Here is a 19,934-nt window from a genome sequence, read left to right on the forward strand (position 1 = left end):
ACACTGCGGGCTTTTTTTATTCTGAATGGCTTGCGGACCGCCCAATTATGTAACGCACCCGGGGCGGCCGAGGTGCCTAGGCTCGGCTTTTCTGTATGGAACAGTCCGCCATGAGTACCGACACCACCGCCTGGTTGGCCACTGAGGCTGCTGCGGCGCAAGCGCTTGATTTTGATGACCCGCAAACCTCAGACGCGGAGCGTGATGCGGCGATTCGCACACTCCTGACCCGACGGCTTAACGAGGTCTCGCAGCCCAGTTATGAAATCAATCGCCTGTGTGAAGCCCAAACCAGGGCCAGAGAGGCGGCGAAATCCTTAAAAGGCTTGATCGGGCGTGCGCCGAGAGTCCTGGGCATTATCCGCGGCGCATTACGCAAGGCCTTTGCCCTTGACCCCGACACGCTGATGTTTACCGAATCCCGTCCGCCGCCTTTTCCCCTGAAGGTCTATAGCCTGACCGAAAAAGCGCTGGCACTCCTTATTGACCCCGATGTGCCACTCGACACTAACCAGTTCACTGCATTGTGTATCAAGGACGAACCTGCGCGGGCATTGGCGTTTACCGCCTGGGATGTGCTGGTACGTGTGAAAGGGTTGGCGCTGCTCGGTCAGGTTGAGAAGGCTGAACGAGACTATTGGCAGCAACTGGCCTATGGCTCCTGGCTGACGCGCAAGCAGCATTGGGTCCAGTTACGAAAAAACCTGTTCGCCGAGAATGCACTGCTGGCCCATCGCGTTTACCAACTCTCGGACTGCGGCTTTGCTATGGTCGTGAAAGTCATGGAGATCCCCGGCGCCGATGCGCGCCGTCGCGCCGCAGGTGAGTGGGCGAATATTCTAGTGAGCAGGGTGGTGTGGCCTGGCACCAATCAGGCGCAGGTGCCTGTGCCGGGCGCTTTGCATATTTATCGTGAAGGCATCGCGGGGGATACGCCCCATGTGATCTACCTGCCGGGTCTGATTCGTGAGTTTTACGAGTTCAGTTCCTGGTACCGAATGCAGTGCGACCTGCCTGCACTGGTCAACGGCCCTTTGAGCCAAGTGCTTTGGCAGTGCTTGCCGCTGCGCCGTTGGCATGAACTGTGTAACACACCCAGTGTTACGCCTCAGGCATTTACCCTTCAGCTTATTGGTGTACACCAGGAAGACGTGTTGCTCGCCAGTGCGACTGAGCTGCTGGAGGCGCAGTGGGATAACGAGGTGGCCTGTGCATTGTCAATCAACCCTGCGGCTGTGGGCGTTCAAGGTGTGGGGCAGTCCAGCGCTCCTGACGTGAAACGTTTGCTCAAATTCATCGAAAAAGGCCGTCGCCGGCTGGCACGCAGCGTCCTGCTGGGAAACAGCCTGGACGCCTTGCCGGAGTGGGACAAACAGCGCCGCAGCGGTGAAATTGTGTGTGCAAGCCTGACGCCGGACCTCGCCCTCAAGACCCGTGAAGCGCAACTCACGCGTTACGAAAAAGGCTTGATGGCCCTGCTGGATCCGACGGATGTGGGCAACAGCAGTGCACCCTATCAAGACTTTTTGAGCCTTGAGCAGCGATGGCAGGAACACGTGAGCACAGTGAGTCAATTGGCGCATGGCCCGCACGACCGCATGTTTCAAAAGGCGTTCTGGCTTGAAACCCCCTTGGGCGCAGTTAATCGCGGTGCAACGGTGGGGGCTGCCCTGCGCGGTGCTTTGCTTCTGGAAGCCCAGATGCAGCAAGCGTTGAACCTGATGCCCTCCGTGCACCTGGAGCGATTGAATACCGTATTGAGTGAATCCTGGGTACCCGGCGACAGTGCTGCTGATACCTGTGTGTTGCAGGTAGCGGTTGGCAGCGTGTCCGACCCGTTGTACCCGCTGTTGGGGGCTTTGCTTGTGACCACTAATCAGGCCCTGGCTCACCCGAACGGTCCACACTCGGTGTTGTTATGCGTCACGGGTTTGTATGGCGCACTGGTGCCCTTTGATAACTTGAACGCTTTCGCCGAAGGCCTTCAAACCAGCCTGAAAAGCCCCGATGGCTCCGTGCTGTGGCGCTGTATCGGACGGGATCAGCGCGAGGTGGCGCGGGCCGCGATCACTGCATTACCCAGCAATACGCCCTTGGTGGTGAACTACGAGGCCACCAAGCGCCCCCTGCTCAAAGACTGGTTCACCAAACTGATGCAACATTACGCCGCGTTGAACAAGCTTGTGGGCAAGGGTGTGCGGTTGTTCAGTGAGCTGAGCGATCTGCAGTTGAGCCGTATGTTGCTGGCCCAGGAATTGTTCGAGTGCCTGCGAGTACCTGCCAATGATGCTAGAACGCTAGCCTTATCCAATATCAACCTGTTGCGGGTGGCAGCCACTCAAGCGAAAAAACTCCCGTCGTGGTTGGGCTATGCCTCAAGCGGTAGTCGAAAACACTACAAACGACTATCACGCCGTTATCTGACGAATGCCTTTGCGGTGGAGAGCAAACTATGGCGGGATTTGCCGAGCCTGGAGTCATTTGCCCGTAATGCCTTGATTGCTCGTTTGACTCAGGACGGTTTTTACCCGCAGTTGGATATCGACAAACCACTGTTGGATTTGCCCGATGATGTCAGCTCCCATTTGTGTGGCTCGTCGAGTCAGTGCGTGGTGGGCGATCGCGATATAAAAATGGTCGTCAGCTCGCAGCGCACCACCTTCAGTATGCTGCAATTGGCGTTGCACAACCTCGACCCCAAGGCGCCCTGGACCCGCTGGCGCTTGAATCGCGCACGCTGGCTGGACTCGGCCTGGAAAGAGCGCTTGAGCGTGCGTTACCTGATAGACACCGTGTCTTCGCTCGATCTGGGTGGCGCGTACGACAAGCTGATCCTCGAGGCTTTTTATCCGCCGGCGTCCAGACCGGCCACCTCACCTGGCCTCTCACAGGCCCTGGTCTATAGGGCTTTGCAACAACGCGCTCAGATGCAGTTGTATTCGGCGGTCCAGCAAGGTTTGGGTGAAAAAGGGCAGCGTCTGTTTACCCTGGCGATGGCCGCTCGGTCGGCAAGTGACCTGAAAAAAGATGGGTTTGACGTACAGTTGGCGGTTCTGCGCCTGATGGACGCTGCCTCAGAACATGATCGGCACATTGCTGGCTTATTGTTCATTCATGACCGGTTATCAAAGCTCTGTGTGGTGTATTGGCCCATGGCTGCGGCAAGCCGGGTGATTGTCGCGTATGCCAGCTTGGCCGAAGCAGAAAAGGCGATGAATCTTGTCGGCGCACTTCCCGAAAACCAGAAGGTGTTGGCGCGCCAAGTGGCGCCTGGCTGGGAGGCGGAGGCGCTTGACCGTTACCCCGATGGAGACCTGGAGGTGCAACCCCGCCTGCCTCACTGGCGTGAGCCTGGTCAACCCCTTCTGTATCGTTTTGTTGCCGCGCTTGTGGAGTTTTTTTTGGCCCCGCCAAAGATACCGCGTGCTGACCAGGCAAGCGTCGAAGCTCTGATCAAGGAGCAAATTGAGTCGCAGCCTGAACGTTGGTTAGCGGCTGCGCCTACTGCTACCGGCAATGCCATGCTCCTGCTGGCCCACGCCCAGGTGTTCGAACTGCAACGTCGTACCCAGGCCCAATCCCAGTCTTCCCAGACGCTGGAGCAATACCGCGAGCAGCGTTTGGGCGAGCAGTACGACGCGACGATTCGTGGGCTGCTGGGCTTTGTCCCGGTACTGGGTGTTGGCATCAGCCTTTATGAAATGCTGCTTGCGGCGCGGCGCTATCATTACAGCGGATCTGCCCATGATGCTGTGGATGTGGGGTTCTTGACGATACTTGCGTTCGTCGACGTGCTCACATCTTTTGGCCCTTCCCCGAAAGGCGCGCGTGTTTCGCGTGCCGCTTTGGGGCGCTTGCACCGCCATCAAGGGTTTATGCTTGGCACGCGCACGGGTTTGAAACCGTCACCGGTCAAGCCACGTCATCTGCTGGAACACTTTCAGTCCCCTGTCGGCCTGGACGGTGCCGTTGAATTGGCGGGGCCGGGAGGTAAAGGGCGTTATGCGAAAAATGGCCAGCAGTTTATCCGCGAGGGTAATGACGTTTACCCGGTATACCAGCGCGAGAACGAGCGAGGGCTGCGCCTGAAAAATAGCCAGGGAGGAGGGCAAGATGAACTGATTCTACATATCGATCAGCCCCGTGAATGGCTGCTGGGAGCCGATGCGCCGCAACCGGGTCCCAGTTCTGGCGTGCACAACCCCTGGCGCGCCCCAACGCCACCTTCGCCGGACTGGCACCCGCCGGTTATACGAACGGCGACTGAAAACCGAATTTATCAGTCGACCACGTCGGCCAACCATTGGCTGGATTGGCGCACCCAAGTGTTTGCCGATCAGTTGTCGGGTTCCCCGGCTTCCGGGATATTTAATCTGGCTACGGATCCCCAGGGTTATCCCCAAAGTGTCCTGCGTGTGGCTCCTCCTAATACCAGCATCACAGACCCGAACAGCGGTTTTTACAGAGTGCTGCCCCCTGGCGACCATGCTCCGTTGACCGGTATCGTGTTTATCACCAGAAATGAGCCGCTGGTGTCTTTGGCGGAGATAGATATCGTGCGCTGGACGGGCAGGGACAGGCGTCACCAACCCCTGCCGGTATCACGCACCCCCACAGGTGGATGGCAAAACCATCCGCCACTGTTCGACAGGCCGCTACAGCAGTATGTGGCTGAAGCGTTTCCCACTATGACCAACAGAACCCGCGACTTTGTCGTGGTGAGAATGATCGAGTTGTCAGGCCCATCACGTCCGGCAACGGCAAGTCATATGCTCGGGCTACGTGCGACGCTGGACGAATGGCTGCCCCCAGCCCCGGCTCGCCCAGGCCAGACGGATGACTTGCTGCGGATGTTGCGGCCCATTCCAATTGCGCGCAATACCACTTTCATCAATTACCAAGGGGTTGCGCCAGGGCTTGAACGTATCGACTTCATACCGACTATCATGCCGGCGAAGAGGCTCCAGCACGGTGGCAAGGCGGCTACGGCAGACAGAAATCTCACACAGCGCGCCGCTGTAAGGAGCGTCCTGGAACAGCAGGGTTTTATCATTCGGGACGTCAATGTCCGGCGTTACGGGAAGTTTATTCAAGAGTCGTTGGTGACTCACCCCAACTCCCCCACTCGTCTTTACTACGTTTCCTATGAGTGGGTGGAGATGGGCAATGTCCGGCTCCACAAACGGTTTGAGAATAAGTGGTTTGATTTGGCGCTCTGGTCCTACAAGGATCCGGCGTTAGCCCGGGAGGTGACGATTGCGCGATCTGAACAACGACTGGTACCGATTTTGGCGGGCATACATTGGCCAATCATGGGGGATATCTCTCCAACCGTCTATTTCGTCAAATTGAGACCCGCGTCTTGATCAAAGAGAGCACGCCAGCGGCGCCGAACAGCAAGGCACTGACGCGGTTGAACCAGCTCTGGCCCGCGCCGCTGCGCAGGTAGCGCGCGGCACCGTGGGCGCCGAGGCCGTAAGCGAGCTTGCAGAGCAAGTCGAGTACGCTCCAGGTGGCAATCATGATCAGCAGTTGCGGCAGAAACGGCTGTTGGCTACTGAGGAACTGCGGCAGGAAAGCGGCGAAGAACAGGATGTCCTTGGGGTTGCTGGCGCCCAGCACAAAGGCCCGGCCGAACAGTGCACGAAAGCGCGGCACCGCCGGCGCCTGCGGTACCTCGGCGCCATGGGTTGGCAGGCGTGATTGCTGCCAGCTCTGCCAGGCCAGATAGAACAGGTACAGCGCGCCGACGATTTTCAACGCGCTGAACAACTGCTCGGAGGCCAGCAACAACGCACCCAGGCCCAATGCCGAGGCACTCAGCAGGCAGATCGAGGCAAATACCCCGCCCAGAAACGCCGGGTACGAGCGGCGCAGGCCATAGTTGAGGCTGTTGCTGATCATCAACAGCGACAGCGGCCCGGGGATCAGGATCACCACCAACGCTGCGCCACTGAACAACAACCAGGTATCCAGGTTCATCTACATTTCTCCCTTCATGCAAAAGCCCCACCCAAAGGTGAGGCGGTTTTCCAGCCGTTCCCGAACTACAGGAAGATGAACTTGGCGATAAAGATCGCGCACAGCACCCACAGGCTGACAGAAATCTCACGGTACTTGCCGGTGCCGGCCTTGAGCGCCACGTAAGTGATAAAGCCCAGGGCGATACCGTCGGCGACCGAGAAGGTCAACGGCATCATGATCGCCGTGACGATTGCCGGAATGCTGTCGGTAGCTTCATCCCAATTGATATGGGCCATGCTCGCCATCATCAGCATCGCCACGTAAATCAGCGCGCCAGCGGTGGCATACGCCGGAATCATCCCCGCCAGCGGCGCAAAAAACATCGCCGCCACAAACAGAATGCCTACGGTCACGGCCGTGAGGCCAGTGCGACCACCTGCGGCCACACCCGCAGCACTTTCCACATAGCTGGTCACCGGCGGCACACCGACCATGGCGCCAAATACGCTGGAGGCACTATCGGCCTTCAATGCGCGGGACAGGTTGTCGATTTTGCCATCGGCATTGACCAGCCCGGCCCGTTGCGCGACGCCCATCAGTGTACCTGCGGTATCGAACATGTGTACAAAAAGAAAGGCGAATACCACGCTGATCATGCTGACATTGAATACACCTTTTATGTCCATGGCCATCCAGGTCGGCGCCAGGCTCGGTGGGGTGGAGAGAATGCCGTTGTAGTGCACCAGGCCCAGGCCCCAACCGGCGAGGGTCACGGCGATGATGCTGATCAGGATCGCGCCGAATACCCGGTGATAGCTGAGGATCGCGATCAACAGGAAGCACACCGCCGCCAGCAACGGCGCAGGCTCGTGCAGCGAACCGAGTTTGATCAAGGTAGCCGGGCTGTCGACGATGATGCCGGCGGTCTTCAGGCCGATCACCCCGAGAAACAGGCCCACGCCTGCGCCCATGGCATGGCGCAGGCTCACGGGGATGCTGTTGAGCAGCCATTCACGCACGCGCGACAGCGTCAGGCCCATGAACAGCACGCCGGAAATAAACACCGCGCCCAGCGCCGTCTCCCAGTGGTAGCCCATGGTGCCGACCACGGTGTAGGTAAAAAACGCATTCAGGCCCATGCCCGGCGCCAGGCCCACCGGCCAGTTGGCGTACAACCCCATCAACAGACAGCCCAGCGCGGCGGCGATGCAGGTGGCGACGAACGCTGCACCGTGGTCGATGCCAGCGTCGGCCATGATGTTGGGGTTGACGAAGATGATGTAGGCCATGGTGATGAAGGTGGTGAGGCCGGCAATCAGTTCGGTTCTCACTGTGGTGCCATGCAAGCGCAGTTTGAACAGGCGTTCCAGCCAGCCGCCTTGCGGTGGGGCGAGGTCCAGCGTAGGGGCTTCGGTTTTTTGGCTATCCACAGCAAGTACTCCTCAAGAGTTTTATTGTTATTTCCAGCGCCGGTCACAGAGGTGGGCAGCAGCGCTTTGAGGTACTGGCGGGTTTTGTTGACCAATGGGTCAGGAACTCGCACGAAGCGAATTATGCTTTTGTATACAAATAAAGCAAATAATGTTTTCGATTTTGTCGGCGCTAGGGGATGAAAGGCAGATGCGGGGACGTTTCTTCGGCTTGTTGTGGCGAGCAGGCTTGCCCTGCGTTGGGGCGCGAAGCGGCCCTGAAACAGTCACCGCGGGGCTTCAGCTAGAGGTCATCGGCAGGTTTTGGGGCTGCTACGCAGCCCCACGCAGGGCAAGCCTGCTCGCCACAACAAGCTTACTCGCCACAACAAGCCTGTTTGCCACAACACGCTCGCTCGGCGTAGGAATCAAGGCTGGCCGGCGAGGGCCTGATTCACCGCCAACCATCCAGCCACGGCCTCTTCACCAGCCTCACTGAACGCGCGCTGCAACAATTTGACCTGCTCGCGGCGCAGCGACTGCTCAAAACGCTGGCCTTCTTCGGTCAATTCCAGCAGGCGTTTGCGCTTGTCGGCCTCGGACGCAACACTGTTGACCCAGTGCATTTCCTGCAATTGGCGCAGCGGCATGTTCAGCGCCTGCTTGCTCACGCCAAGCAACTCCAGCAGCTCTTTCACGCTCAATGCGGGGTAGCGCGCGATAAAAAACACGATGCGCTGGTGCACACGGCTCAGGCCACGGCGCTCGAGCATTTCGTCGGCCTTGGCGGTAAAGGCCTGGTAGCCGAAGAAGAAGGCTTCCATGGCTTGCTGCTGGCTGCCCTGGTTTTTAAGGTCAAGCATATTGACGTATCCACGCGAGTCGTCGTAATTTCGGTCAACCAGTTTGACGTATTTGCCCCCGACTTCGCTACCGGTGACCCTCATGGCCTTCTCAGAACGTGTTACGCGCCTCAAAAGCTCCTTGATCCGTGAAATCCTGGCGGCGGCCCAGCGCCCGAATGTGATGTCGTTCGCCGGTGGCTTGCCCGCCGAAGCCATGTTGCCGGCACTGAATTGGGATGACCTGCCACTGAACATCGGCCAGTACGGCATGAGCGAAGGCGAGCCGCAATTGCGTGAACTGCTCGCCGCCGAGGCCCGCGCCTTGGGCGTACCGTGCCAGGCCAGCCAGGTACTGGTGGTCAGCGGTTCCCAGCAAACCCTGGACCTGGCGGCCAAGCTGTATATCGACAAGGGTACTAAAGTCTTGCTGGAAGGCCCGACCTACCTGGCTGCGCTGCAGATTTTCCAACTGTTCGGCGCCGATTGCCTCACCGTGCAACTGGAGGCCGACGGCCCGAACCTGACGGCCCTGCGTGCCAGCCTCGAGCGCCATCGCCCGGCGTTTATCTACCTCATCCCGACCTTCCAGAACCCCTCGGCCGTGCGCTACAGCGAAGCCAAGCGCGCCGCCGTGGCCGCCTTGCTTGATGAGTTTGATGTGACCCTGATCGAAGACGAGCCTTACCGCGAGCTGAGCTTCGACGGCGCCAGCGCGCAGCCGATCGCCGGGCGCTTGAAGAAGGCCAGCTGGATCTACACCGGCACCGTGTCCAAGACCCTGCTGCCGGGGTTGCGCGTCGGTTACCTGATCGCCAGCGAAGATTTGTTCCCGCACCTGCTCAAGCTCAAGCAATCGGCCGACCTGCACACCAATCGTATTGGCCAGTGGCAGGCCATGCAGTGGCTCGGCACGCAAAAGTACCAGCAACACCTGGCGCAGTTACGCGACTTTTACCGCGAGCGCCGCGATGCATTCCAGTCGGCCCTGGAGCGCCATTTTGGCGAGCTGGCCGACTGGCAAGTGCCGCAAGGTGGATTATTCTTCTGGCTGACCTTGAAACAGCCGCTCGACACCCGCACCTTGTTGGCGCAAGCATTGGCTCAGGACGTGGCGTTCATGCCCGGTGAACCGTTCTTTTCCGAGCCCGATCAACACCTGGGCTCGTTGCGCCTCAATTTCAGCCATATCGACCCGGCCCGCCTGGACGAAGGTCTCAAGCGCCTGGCCGCGGTAGTCCGTCAAGCACAGCACGCGCAAGCGGCATAAGGGGAGCCCCATGTACAAGGTTTATGGCGATTACAAGTCGGGCAACTGCTACAAGGTCAAATTGATGCTCAACCTGCTGGGCATCCCGTACCAATGGATCGATGTCGACATCCTCAAGGGCGACACCCAGACCGCTGAATTCCTGGCCAAGAACCCGAATGGCAAGATCCCGGTGCTGGAACTTGAAGACGGCACCTGCCTGTGGGAGTCCAACGCGATTCTCAACTTCCTGGCCGATGGCAGCGAGTTTTTGCCGGCCGAGCCACGCCTGCGCACGCAAGTGCTGCAGTGGCAGTTTTTTGAGCAGTACAGCCACGAGCCGTACATTGCGGTAGCGCGGTTTATCCAGTTTTACCTGGGCTTGCCTGCAGACCGTCTTGAGGAATACAAGAAGCTGCACAAAGGTGGCTACAAGGCGCTTAAGGTCATGGAGCGCCAACTGCAATTGACCCCCTATCTGGTGGGTGATCAATTCTCCATCGCCGATGTGGCGTTGTATGCCTATACCCATGTGGCCGAGGAGGGTGGGTTTGAGCTGGACGCTTATCCGGGTGTGCAGGCGTGGCTGGCGCGGGTGGCGAGCCATCCTAAACATGTAGCGATGCTGGATTAAACGCGGATCAATATGTGGGTGCGGGCTTGTGTGGGAGCTGGCTTGCCTGCGATAGCATCAGCTCGGGCTTATAGATAAACCGAGGTGTCTGCATCGCAGGCAAGCCAGCTCCCACACAAGCCAGCTTCCACAGTGTCCAGTTTCAGCTTTATGTTTTGCCAGAGAGTTCATCATTTAATAATTCAAAACAGCGCTGCGCCGCCGGGCTGAGGCCCATACCGCTGCGACTGATCAAGCCGATCTCGCGGTTCACGCCGGGATGGTCAATGTTGATGCGCTTCAACCCCGCCAAACTGTCCGCCGCCGACTCCGGCAGCACACTGATGCCCAACCCCTGGCGCACCAATGCCAGCACCGTCGACATGTAGTTGGCCTCCATGCCGGCATTCATCGTCAGCCGCGTCTGATCAAACAACGCGTCCACCTGCTCGCGCACACTGCTGTCGCGCCCGGTGAGGATGATCGGCTGGTCCGCCAATTGCTCCAAAGTCAGTTGGCGATGGTGGGCGAGGGGATGCTCCAGCGGCACAAACGCACACAACCGATCATTGAGCACCGGCAAAAATGCCAGGCCGTGGCTCAGCCGTGCACGCACGCCGATGCCGAAATCCACCACGCCTTCACGCACCTGCGCGTGGATGCGATGGGCTACCAGGTCATGCAAACGTACTTCGATGCCGGCAAAGCGTTCGCGAAACAGGCGCAAGGCCGGTGGTAGCGCGCCGGCGCACACCGAAGGCAGCGCGGCGAGGGTGACCACGCCACGGCGAAGGGCGGCCAGATCGCGGGAGCCGGTGACGATGTTGTCCAGGTCCAGCAGCAGTTTTTCCATGGGGCCGCGTGCGTCTTCGCCTGCGGCGGTAATGCTCACATGACGCGGGCTGCGGTCGAGCAGGGCGACACCGAGCCAGTCTTCGAGTTGTTGCACCTGTACCGTCAGGGCCGAGGGCGACAAGTGCAACTCGTTGGCGGCCTTGGTGAAACTGCCGGTGCGGGCTACGGCAAGAAAGGCTTGTATGTGTTGGATGCTGTTCTTCATTCTGTTTTTCCGAACGTGCCAGGCCGAATATTCCAATTTACAAAGACTAACCCGCTTCCAATACTCCAGGGAAAACAATAACCGGCCACCAAGGCCGCTCTGGAGTAACCCATGCTCGCTACCCTGGGTGTCATTACCATCTTGTGCCTGCTCGCTGCCGTCATGAGCAAACGCCTGTCGCCGCTGGTGGCGCTGATCGCCTTGCCGATCATTGCTGCACTGCTCGGCGGTTTCGGCCTGCAAACCAGCGCCTTTATCATTACCGGAATCAAGAACGTCGCCCCGGTGGTGGGCATGTTTGTGTTCGCGATTCTGTTTTTCGGGATCATGACCGACGCCGGTATGCTCGACCCGATCATTGATCGCATCCTGCGCACGGTCGGCACACGTCCTACACGGATTGTGGTCGGTACCGCGACCCTCGCGCTGCTGGTGCACCTGGACGGTTCCGGCGCGGTGACGTTTCTGGTGACGGTGCCGGCGATGCTGCCGCTGTATACGCGGTTGGGCATCGACAAACGCATCCTCGCGTGTGTCTGCGCCATGGCCGCCGGGGTCAATTTCCTGCCGTGGACCGGCCCGGTGCTGCGCTCGTCGGCGGCCCTGCATGTGCCGGTGGCCGACCTGTTCCAGCCGCTGATTCCGGTGCAGATCGTCGGCCTGGTCTTCGTGTTTGCCTGTGCCTGGTGGCTGGGCCGTCGTGAAGAAAAACGCCTGGGCCTGGGCGCCGGTTCCTCGGTGGATGCGGTGCCGCAACGGGTGCTCAGCGACGATGACATCAAGCTGCGGCGCCCACGCCTGTTCTGGGTCAACCTGTTGCTGACCGTGCTGGTCATGGTGGTGATGATTGCCGGCTGGGTCGACCCGGTGGTGATGTTCATGCTCGGCACCGTGGTGGCGCTGTGCATCAACTACCCGAATGTGGACGCCCAACGCGCGCGCATCGATGCCCACGCCAAAACCGCCCTGACCATGGCCAGTATCCTGCTCGCCGCTGGCGTGTTCACCGGCATCATGCAAGGCACTGGCATGCTCAAGGCGATTGCCGAGGTGGCGGTGGCGCAGATTCCCGCCGGCCACGGCAAGTTGATCCCGGCGGTGGTGGGCTTTATTTCCATGCCGTTGAGCATGCTGTTCGACCCCGATTCCTACTATTTCGGCGTGATGCCGGTGATCGCCGAGGTCGGCAAAGCTCTGGGCGTCGACCCGCTGCAAGTGGCTCAGGCTTCATTGCTGGGCGTACACACCACCGGTTTCCCGGTCAGCCCGCTGACGCCTGCGACCTTCCTGCTGGTGGGCCTGTGCAAGATCGAACTGGCCGATCACCAGCGCTTCACCATTCCGTTTCTGTTTGCCGCGTCGGTGTTGATGACCCTGACCGCCTTGCTCCTGGGAGTGATTTGAGATGAAAACCTTGCGCATCGGCTCCGGCGCCGGCTACTCCGGCGACCGTATCGAGCCTGCCGTGGAACTGGCCGAACAGGGCGACCTGGATTACCTGGTGTTCGAATGCCTGGCCGAACGCACCATTGCCCTGGCGCAACAGGCGCGTATCAGCGACCCGCAGGGCGGTTACGACCCGCTGCTGAGTGAACGCATGCGCCGGGTGTTGCCGTTTGTTGGCGTAAAAGGCGGCCGTCGCCTGCGGGTCATTACCAATATGGGCGCGGCCAACCCGGTGGCGGCGGCCGTTGAAGTGCGGCGCATTGCCAAGGCGTTAAGCCTGGACCTCAAGGTCGTGGCGGTGCTGGGCGATGACGTATTGAAGGGCTTGCAGCCCGGTTGTTTGCTGGATAACGGCCAGACCGTGGGTGCTTTGGGCGAGCGACTGATATCCGCAAACGCCTACCTGGGCGTCGACGGCATCCTTGAAGCCTTGCGCGCCGATGCCGATGTGGTGATCACCGGGCGCGTGGCCGACCCGTCGCTGTTTTTGGCCCCGCAAATGTTCGAATTCGGCTGGGCCGCGGACGACTGGCAGCGCCTGGGGCGCGGTACGTTGGTCGGGCATTTGCTGGAATGTGCGGGGCAGGTCAGCGGCGGCTATTTTGCCGATCCCGGCTTCAAGGATGTGGATGACCTGGCACGCCTGGGTTTTCCGTTGGCCGAAATCGATGCCGAGGGCGAAGCTGTGATCACCAAGGTCGCAGGCACGGGCGGGCGGGTCAGTCGTGCGACGTGTACCGAGCAGATGATCTACGAAGTACACGACCCGGCGGCTTACTTGACGCCGGACGTGACGGCAGACTTTTCCCAAGTGAGTTTTGTGGAGGAGGGCGTGGATCGCGTCCGTGCCCAAGGCGCCGATGGCCGGGCGCGGCCTGAGCAGTTGAAGGTCAGCGTGGGTTACCTGGACGGATGGATTGGCGAAGGGCAGATGTCCTACGGCGGCCCGGGCGCTGTCGCGCGGGCTGAGTTGGCACGGGATATCGTACTCAAGCGCCTGGAACTGATGGGTGTGAAGATCCAAGACATCCGCGCCGAGCTGATTGGCATGGACTCCTTGCACGGCCCGCGCAGCCACGTCGAACCCTGGGAAGTGCGCCTGCGCGTGGCCGCCCGTTGTGAGGATCGCAGCGAAGCGGTGCGGGTCGGCAATGAAGTGGAAACCCTCTACACCAATGGCCCGTCGGGCGGCGGCGGCGCGAGTAAAAGCGTGCGCCAGGTGGTGGCGGTGGCCTCCTTGCTGCTGCCGCGTAGCGCGGTCAACCCGAGGATCGAAGCATGAAACTGCACACACTGGCCCATTCCCGTACCGGCGATAAGGGCGACACCTCGAACATCTCGATCATCGCCTACCGCGCCGAGGACTATCCGTTGCTGTGCGAACAGCTCACGCCCGAGCGCGTCGCCGCGTTTTTCGCCGGCTTGCGGGAGCCGGATGCAGCGCCAGTGCGGCGTTATGAATTGCCCAACGTGCAGGCGCTTAACTTCGTGCTGCCAGGGATCCTGCGCGGCGGCGTGACCCGCTCGCTGGCGCTGGACGCCCATGGCAAGTGCCTGGGCTCGGCCTTATTGGATCTGGACTTGGTAATACATAACTAAATGTGGGAGCTGGCTCCCTCATTGGGTTTCCTATAGCCGTCAGACCGCTGCAAACCGCTTGTCCAGATAATCAATGATCACCTTGGAATCATACATCCAGGTGGTCTGGCCATTTTCTTCGATACGCAGGCATGGCACTTTAATCTTGCCGCCTTGCTCCAGCAGCGTCTGGCGGTCCTGTTCGTTGTTTTTCGCGTCCTTGAGTGCCACCGGCACATTCAGGCGGTGCAGGGTGCGGCGAGTCTTCACGCAGAACGGGCAGGCGTGGAACTGATACAGCGTCAGCTCCTTGGCCGCCGCGTTGACCTGTGCCTGTTGCTCGGCAGAACGCTGCTTTTTGCGTGGGCGGGTCAGGAAGTCGCCCGCGATGATGATATGGCCGAGACCCACTCGAAGTGCTTTGACGAACATGGCTGAAAACCTCTTGCCCATGAAGAAGGGGCCGCAGCTTACCTGAATTTCGCGGGCGAAAAAAAACCGGCGATGAACGCCGGCTTTTTCTTACGCAGCCTGTTACTTGATCAGGCTGAGGAATTCGCTGCGAGTGGCCGCATTTTCGCGGAACTCACCCAGCATCACCGAAGTGATCATCGACGAATTCTGTTTCTCCACACCGCGCATCATCATGCACATGTGCTTGGCCTCGATCACCACCGCCACGCCCAGGGCGCCGGTCACTTGCATCACCGCGTCGGCGATCTGGCGGCTGAGGTTTTCCTGGATCTGCAGGCGACGTGCATACATGTCGACAATCCGCGCGACCTTGGACAGGCCCAGCACTTTGCCGCTCGGGATATACGCCACATGCGCCTTGCCGATAAACGGCAGCAGGTGGTGTTCGCACAGCGAGTACAACTCGATGTCCTTGACCAGCACCATTTCGCTGTTGTCGGAGCTGAACAAGGCACCGTTGGTGACCTCTTCCAGTGTCTGTTCATAGCCGCGGCAAAGGTACTGCATCGCCTTGGCGGCACGCTTTGGCGTGTCGAGCAGGCCCTCGCGGGAAACGTCCTCGCCGAGCTGGCCGAGGATCGCGGTATAGTTTTGTTCCAATGTCACAGGACTGTTTCCGTATAGGTTTCAGAACGGTACGGTGTATGCCTGTACCAATGTGAAGCGTTGCCCTGCCCGCAGGAGCGGCGGGTGATGTGGCGCACATAGTAGCGTAGGTAGGCCGACAGTTGTATTCCCAGGCGATAGCGATGTTAGAGTCGGCCTCCGTTGAGGAGTACCTAATGACCCCGCTGGAGCGAAGCATTTCTGATCGCGCATTGGTTTTTGCCAAGGCAAATCGAACCAGGATCGCACGTGAACTGGCGTGTCTGGCTAATTACCCGGGCGAAAATTATCCGGTTTCGGTATTCATGGCGGGTTCTCCCGGCGCGGGCAAAACAGAAGTCTCAAAATCATTTATTCACTTGATGGGGGAGGGGGGATCCAGTGCATTGCGTATCGACCCTGATGACTTCAGGGAATACTTTCCGGAATACACGGGGCGAAACTCCAGCCTTTTTCAGCGTGCCGTAACCGCTATGGTAGAGCGGACTGTCGACTTGGTTTATCAACAACGCCAGTCCTTCTTGTTGGATGGAACGCTGGCGAATTTTGCTGTGGCTAGAAAAAACATCCAGCGAGCCCTGCATAAGGAAAACAGGTCTGTACAAGTTATCTACGTTTACCAAAAGCCTGAACTGGCTTGGGAGTTCGTTCTGGCACGTGAAGCTGTTGAGGGGCGAAATATTCCGTGCAAAGAGTTTATTCGCCAATTTTATGCATCAAAAGCGACGGTATGTCGCTTGAAACGTGAATTTCTCGGGGCGCTGCAAGTCGATGTTCTTATCAAGGACACCGACGCAGGAGAGTCGCAGATTGGTATCGACCTATCGGCTGACGAAATTGACGAACTCGTCAGGCAGCCCTACCATCCTGATCAGCTTGAGCAAATTTTGATCGGAGTAGCCTTATGAAAGGCGAAGTTAAGGAAGTCATAGAGAAGTATTCATCGACGACCATGTCAGATTTCTTTCGAAGTGGTTCCGTGGAGGAACGACGTGCGGTGTATCAATGCGCTGCCGATACAGCGATTACGCTGCAAAAGGCAGTGATCTCGCAAGCGAGAGAGAAAAAAGCGAAAGAGCATTTCGACGACTGAAGTGACGATGCCCCAATAGCCCAGCTTGTTTGCTGGGCTTTTTTTTGCTTACTCGTCGCGCCCTTCCATCATGGTGCGCTTGAGCATCACATACACCGCACCGGCGCCGCCGTGGCGGGCCTGGCAGGAGGTAAAGCCGAGTACCTGGGCGTGCTGGCGCAGCCAGGTGTTGACGTGGCTCTTGATCATGGGGCGCTTGCCGTCCAGGCGCACGGCCTTGCCGTGGGTGACGCGCACGCAGCGGATTTCGAATTTGGTCGCTTCGGCCAGAAAGGCCCAGAGGGTTTCGCGGGCTTTTTCCACGTTCATGCCGTGCAGGTCGAGGCTGCCTTCGAACGGGATCTGGCCGATCTTGAGCTTGCGCATCTGGCTTTCCTGCACGCCGTCGCGGGCCCACATCAGCTCATCTTCCGGGCCTACGTCGATCACGAACTGGTCCGACAGGCCATCCACAGTGGTGGCGTCAGTGCGCACGGTCGCGGCCTGGCGCAGCTTGGCGATCTGCGCCCGGTCGGCCTTGGGTTTGCCGGTGTCGGCACGATCATGCTTGATCGGCTTGACGCCGCGCAGCTCGTTTTTGAACAGGGAAAAATCGTCGTCTTGCATGTCAGCCTCCGCGAAGGGCGGGCAGTTTACCTAAATCGCGGCGGCCAGGGCGCAGGAAACGCTATCCAAGCGCCATCAGTCGTGCTTTTTCATCAGGTGCGAAGCGATATTCAGCGACAGCGGCTGACGCATTTTCCGACGGCTACGACGCCATAACCACACGCCCAACCACAGCACCAGCAGCCCGATGACCAACAGGATAGCCGAACCACCGGGGCTGGCATTCAACTCGCCAAGGGCCGGCGAATGACCAAACAGGCCGGCGCCACCAGCGCCAGCCAACAGCAAACCTACAATGGCCAGCAACGCGGCAAAGCCGGCTACCAGGCGCAGACGCCAATTGCTCGGGCCCTTGGGGCGCAAGCGACGAGCGTCAAAACCATCGGATATCTTCATTCCGACCTTTCCTCCAGGGTATCGGCCCTTCGACCGGAAGATACACAGGTTGTTCCGACAGCAGCGGTAAATGCGCCAAATGAGAGGGCTTTGCGGATGAGCGGGGCAATAAATACGCCGCTCATCTCAAGGACGATCAGATCAGATCTTTGGTCAACGCGAGGGTGGCGAAGTTGTCGGCCATGATGGCCATTTCGGTTTGCTGCACGTGCTCGGCGCTCAGGATACCGCCTTTGTAAGGCAGGTCACGGGTGGCGCAGGCGTCTTCCACCAGGGTGCAGCGAAAGCCCAGGTTCTTGGCGGCGCGCACGCTGGTGCTGACGCTGGAGTGGCTCATGAAGCCGCAGACGATCAGGTCCAAGGAGCCGAGGTCTTGCAGGTGTTTCTCCAGGCCCGTGCCGTGGAACGCGCTGGGCAGCAGTTTGCCGATGATGGTTTCATCGCCTTGGGGTTCCAGGCCAGGAATGAATTCGCCGCGCTCGCCCTGTGGGTCGAACAGGCCTCCGACGGTGCCAAGGTGGCGCACGTGCACGATCGGGCGCCCGGCGTTGCGTGCCGCCGCGACCAACTGCTTGATGTTGTCGACCGCCGTGTCCATGCCGGACAGGGCGAGTGGGCCACTGAGGTATTCCTTCTGGGCGTCGATGATCACGAGGGTCGCATGGTTCAGGTTGGCTGCTGCGTAACCGCGACCGCTGAGTTGAAACATCGTCTTTGGAACGGACATTCTGGGGCTCCTGTGAGGGGGGCTTTTGTCACATTGTCCACTGGCTGAGCGGTTCTGTGAATCGCTACCATCGTAAGGTACGCCGTTGTTGACGTGCAGCCATGTCAAGAGGTGGACTTGTTTGGCGCAATGATGGCAATTTGGATGAATTCCGACGGATGGCGAGGGGTTTTTCGTACATCGTCGGTACAGGTGAAGGCTGTTAGAATCGTCAGTCGTTTTTTCCAGGAGCTTGCCCCCGTGATTACCTCTCGCCTGCGCACGTTGCGCGACCACATCCGTTGGGCTGTCAGCCGTTTCCATGGGGAAGACCTGTTTTTCGGGCACGGCACCGACAACGCCTGGGACGAAGCCCGGCAATTGGTGCTCGGCGCCTTGCACCTGCCTTGGGAAATTGCCGACAGCTACCTGGACTGCAACCTCGAAGAAGAGGAAGTCGCCCATGTGCAGCGCTTGCTGCACAAACGCATTCATGAGCGCGTACCCACCGCCTACCTGTTGAAGGAAGCCTGGTTCTGCGGCATGTCGTTTATTGTCGACGAGCGCGTGTTGATCCCGCGTTCACCGATTGGCGAACTGATCGAAAACCGCTTCGAGCCGTGGCTGGCCCAGGCGCCGGCGCGCATCCTCGACCTGTGCACCGGCTCCGGTTGCATCGGTATCGCCTGTGCCTACGAGTTCCAGGACGCTGAAGTGGTGCTGGGCGACTTGTCCTTCGAAGCCTTGGAAGTGGCCAACCAGAATATTGAGCGTCATGGTGTCGATGAGCGCGTCTACACCGTGCAGGGTGACGGCTTCGACGGTCTGCCGGGCCAGCGTTTTGACTTGATCGTGTCCAACCCGCCTTACGTGGACGCCGAAGATTTCGCCGATATGCCGGACGAATACCAGCACGAGCCGGAACTGGGCCTGGCCTGCGGCGATGATGGTTTGAACCTGGTGCGGCGCATGCTGGCCGAGGCCGCCAACCACCTGACCGAGAAGGGCTTGCTGATTGTTGAGGTCGGTAACAGCCAGGTACACGTCGAAGCGCTGTACCCGGAAGTCGACTTTGCCTGGCTGGACTTCCAGCGCGGTGGGCACGGTGTGTTCATGTTGACGGCTGAGCAGTGCCGGACGCATCAGGCGGTGTTTGCTGCGCGGGTTTAACTTCATTCCACAATAGGAACGCGGTCAGTGTGGGAGCTGGCTTGCCTGCGATAGCGGTTTGTCGGTGTGCATATCCGTTGCTGCGGTAACGGCTGCTTAGGGTTCCGCCCTGACGGCGGGTCACTTTTTGAAGGACCAAAAAGGTAACCAAAAAGTCCTCGCCCCACCACTCGGCACCTCGCTTAGGCTCGGTGTGCCCTCACTCCGGCTTGAATCCGTGGGCCGCCGCGATGGGCCATCCTTGGCCCAGCGCGGCTAACCCGGCGTCCTGCCGGGTTACCCACGGATTCAAGCCTGCGTTCGGCCATCGTGGTTAACGGGGCGTCTGAGATCAAAAGCAAATCAAGATCAAGATCTACAGCACGGCGGCCTGAAAGCCGACCTGAGTGGTTGAATCAAAAGCCAGGTCAAGTGCAAAGCAAAAGCCTTTCTATCTGATGCAACACAGTCTAAATGTGGGAGCGGGCTTGCTCGCGAATGCGGTGTGTCAGTCAACTCATCTGTCACTGATACACCGCATTCGCGAGCAAGCCAGCTCCTACCTCTGACCGAGTATGGCTCTGCTGTTGCTGTTGCTGTTGCTCTGGCCCTTACATCCTTTTCGCTGGCGAAGTCAGCGTTCTTTTGATCTGCGCTTGTGATCGTGATCCTGATCTGAGAGCGCCCCGTCAAACACGATGGCCGGAATCTGACAGTGATTTGGGGGGTAAACCGGCAGGGAT

At 59.4% G+C, this 19,934-nt stretch carries 18 protein-coding genes; 9 read left to right on the top strand and 9 right to left on the bottom strand.

Annotated features, from left to right (window positions below; translation table 11 throughout):
- Positions 1-110: 110 nt before the first annotated feature.
- Positions 111-5,366: a DUF6543 domain-containing protein gene (locus K0H48_RS18505; protein WP_219268604.1), complete on the top strand. Its 5,256-nt coding sequence runs from the start codon at positions 111-113 to the stop codon at positions 5,364-5,366.
- Here the strand turns inward: K0H48_RS18505 and K0H48_RS18510 are convergent.
- From K0H48_RS18510 to K0H48_RS18520, 3 genes are all read right to left on the bottom strand, one after another.
- On the bottom strand, positions 5,344-5,982 hold the full coding sequence (locus K0H48_RS18510) for a LysE family translocator (RefSeq protein WP_219268605.1): 639 nt from the start codon (positions 5,980-5,982) through the stop codon (positions 5,344-5,346). The genes K0H48_RS18505 and K0H48_RS18510 overlap by 23 nt on opposite strands.
- A gap of 65 nt (positions 5,983-6,047) precedes the next feature.
- On the bottom strand, positions 6,048-7,394 hold the full coding sequence (locus tag K0H48_RS18515; RefSeq protein ID WP_017137842.1) for an NCS2 family permease: 1,347 nt from the start codon (positions 7,392-7,394) through the stop codon (positions 6,048-6,050).
- Positions 7,395-7,801: 407 nt separating this feature from the next.
- A complete protein-coding gene (locus tag K0H48_RS18520) occupies positions 7,802-8,236 on the bottom strand; it encodes a MarR family winged helix-turn-helix transcriptional regulator (RefSeq protein ID WP_219268606.1) in 435 nt (144 codons plus the stop codon).
- Positions 8,237-8,318: 82 nt separating this feature from the next.
- Here K0H48_RS18520 and K0H48_RS18525 point away from each other — a divergent pair, with 82 nt between their 5' ends.
- Both K0H48_RS18525 and K0H48_RS18530 read left to right on the top strand, forming a co-directional pair.
- Positions 8,319-9,485: a PLP-dependent aminotransferase family protein gene (locus K0H48_RS18525; protein ID WP_219268607.1), complete on the top strand. Its 1,167-nt coding sequence runs from the start codon at positions 8,319-8,321 to the stop codon at positions 9,483-9,485.
- Between the two features lie 10 nt (positions 9,486-9,495).
- Positions 9,496-10,098 (top strand): glutathione S-transferase family protein, encoded by a 603-nt coding sequence (locus tag K0H48_RS18530; protein WP_219268608.1) that lies wholly within the window; start codon positions 9,496-9,498, stop codon positions 10,096-10,098.
- A 148-nt stretch (positions 10,099-10,246) separates the two neighbouring features.
- Here the strand turns inward: K0H48_RS18530 and K0H48_RS18535 are convergent, their stop codons facing one another.
- Positions 10,247-11,137 (bottom strand): LysR family transcriptional regulator, encoded by an 891-nt coding sequence (locus K0H48_RS18535; protein ID WP_219268609.1) that lies wholly within the window; start codon positions 11,135-11,137, stop codon positions 10,247-10,249.
- A 111-nt stretch (positions 11,138-11,248) separates the two neighbouring features.
- On the opposite strand from K0H48_RS18535, the gene K0H48_RS18540 reads away from it, so the two are divergent.
- Genes K0H48_RS18540 through K0H48_RS18550 form a run of 3 tightly spaced genes read left to right on the top strand, consistent with a single transcriptional unit; the run spans position 11,249 to position 14,182 of the window.
- The gene (locus K0H48_RS18540) at positions 11,249-12,541 is read left to right on the top strand and encodes a CitMHS family transporter (protein WP_138814543.1); all 1,293 of its coding nucleotides are present in this window, start codon (positions 11,249-11,251) and stop codon (positions 12,539-12,541) included.
- A 1-nt stretch (position 12,542) separates the two neighbouring features.
- Positions 12,543-13,865 (top strand): acyclic terpene utilization AtuA family protein, encoded by a 1,323-nt coding sequence (locus K0H48_RS18545; protein ID WP_219268610.1) that lies wholly within the window; start codon positions 12,543-12,545, stop codon positions 13,863-13,865.
- Positions 13,862-14,182, top strand: coding sequence for a hypothetical protein (locus K0H48_RS18550; RefSeq protein WP_219268611.1), 321 nt, complete (start codon positions 13,862-13,864; stop codon positions 14,180-14,182). The genes K0H48_RS18545 and K0H48_RS18550 overlap by 4 nt, the downstream gene beginning before the upstream one ends.
- A gap of 39 nt (positions 14,183-14,221) precedes the next feature.
- Here K0H48_RS18550 and K0H48_RS18555 read toward each other — a convergent pair whose 3' ends face one another.
- Together K0H48_RS18555 and folE are read right to left on the bottom strand one after the other, a co-directional pair.
- Complete coding sequence (locus K0H48_RS18555; protein WP_138814546.1) at positions 14,222-14,593, bottom strand: glutathione S-transferase N-terminal domain-containing protein; 372 nt, start codon at positions 14,591-14,593, stop codon at positions 14,222-14,224.
- Between the two features lie 102 nt (positions 14,594-14,695).
- Positions 14,696-15,241 carry a GTP cyclohydrolase I FolE gene (gene folE / locus K0H48_RS18560; protein ID WP_019826593.1) on the bottom strand — a complete coding sequence of 182 codons (546 nt, stop codon included), beginning with the start codon at positions 15,239-15,241 and terminating at the stop codon, positions 14,696-14,698.
- Positions 15,242-15,417: 176 nt separating this feature from the next.
- On the opposite strand from folE, the gene K0H48_RS18565 reads away from it, so the two are divergent.
- Together K0H48_RS18565 and K0H48_RS18570 are read left to right on the top strand one after the other, a co-directional pair.
- Entirely contained in the window at positions 15,418-16,149 is a 732-nt protein-coding gene (locus K0H48_RS18565; protein ID WP_219268612.1) for a zeta toxin family protein, read from the top strand.
- Positions 16,146-16,334, top strand: coding sequence for a hypothetical protein (locus K0H48_RS18570; protein WP_219268613.1), 189 nt, complete (start codon positions 16,146-16,148; stop codon positions 16,332-16,334). Before K0H48_RS18565 ends, K0H48_RS18570 begins: the two co-directional genes overlap by 4 nt.
- A 48-nt stretch (positions 16,335-16,382) precedes the next feature.
- Here the strand turns inward: K0H48_RS18570 and K0H48_RS18575 are convergent, their stop codons facing one another.
- From K0H48_RS18575 to K0H48_RS18585, 3 genes are all read right to left on the bottom strand, one after another.
- On the bottom strand, positions 16,383-16,940 hold the full coding sequence (locus tag K0H48_RS18575) for a Smr/MutS family protein (RefSeq protein ID WP_017137833.1): 558 nt from the start codon (positions 16,938-16,940) through the stop codon (positions 16,383-16,385).
- A 75-nt stretch (positions 16,941-17,015) separates the two neighbouring features.
- A complete protein-coding gene (locus K0H48_RS18580) occupies positions 17,016-17,336 on the bottom strand; it encodes a hypothetical protein (protein ID WP_056861118.1) in 321 nt (106 codons plus the stop codon).
- A 136-nt stretch (positions 17,337-17,472) separates the two neighbouring features.
- A complete protein-coding gene (locus tag K0H48_RS18585; protein WP_138814547.1) occupies positions 17,473-18,063 on the bottom strand; it encodes a cysteine hydrolase family protein in 591 nt (196 codons plus the stop codon).
- Positions 18,064-18,303: 240 nt separating this feature from the next.
- On the opposite strand from K0H48_RS18585, the gene prmB reads away from it, so the two are divergent.
- Positions 18,304-19,212: a 50S ribosomal protein L3 N(5)-glutamine methyltransferase gene (gene prmB, locus K0H48_RS18590; RefSeq protein ID WP_219268614.1), complete on the top strand. Its 909-nt coding sequence runs from the start codon at positions 18,304-18,306 to the stop codon at positions 19,210-19,212.
- Positions 19,213-19,934: the final 722 nt, after the last annotated feature.

This window comes from Pseudomonas sp. Xaverov 259, from assembly GCF_019352915.1.
GTDB lineage: Bacteria > Pseudomonadota > Gammaproteobacteria > Pseudomonadales > Pseudomonadaceae > Aquipseudomonas.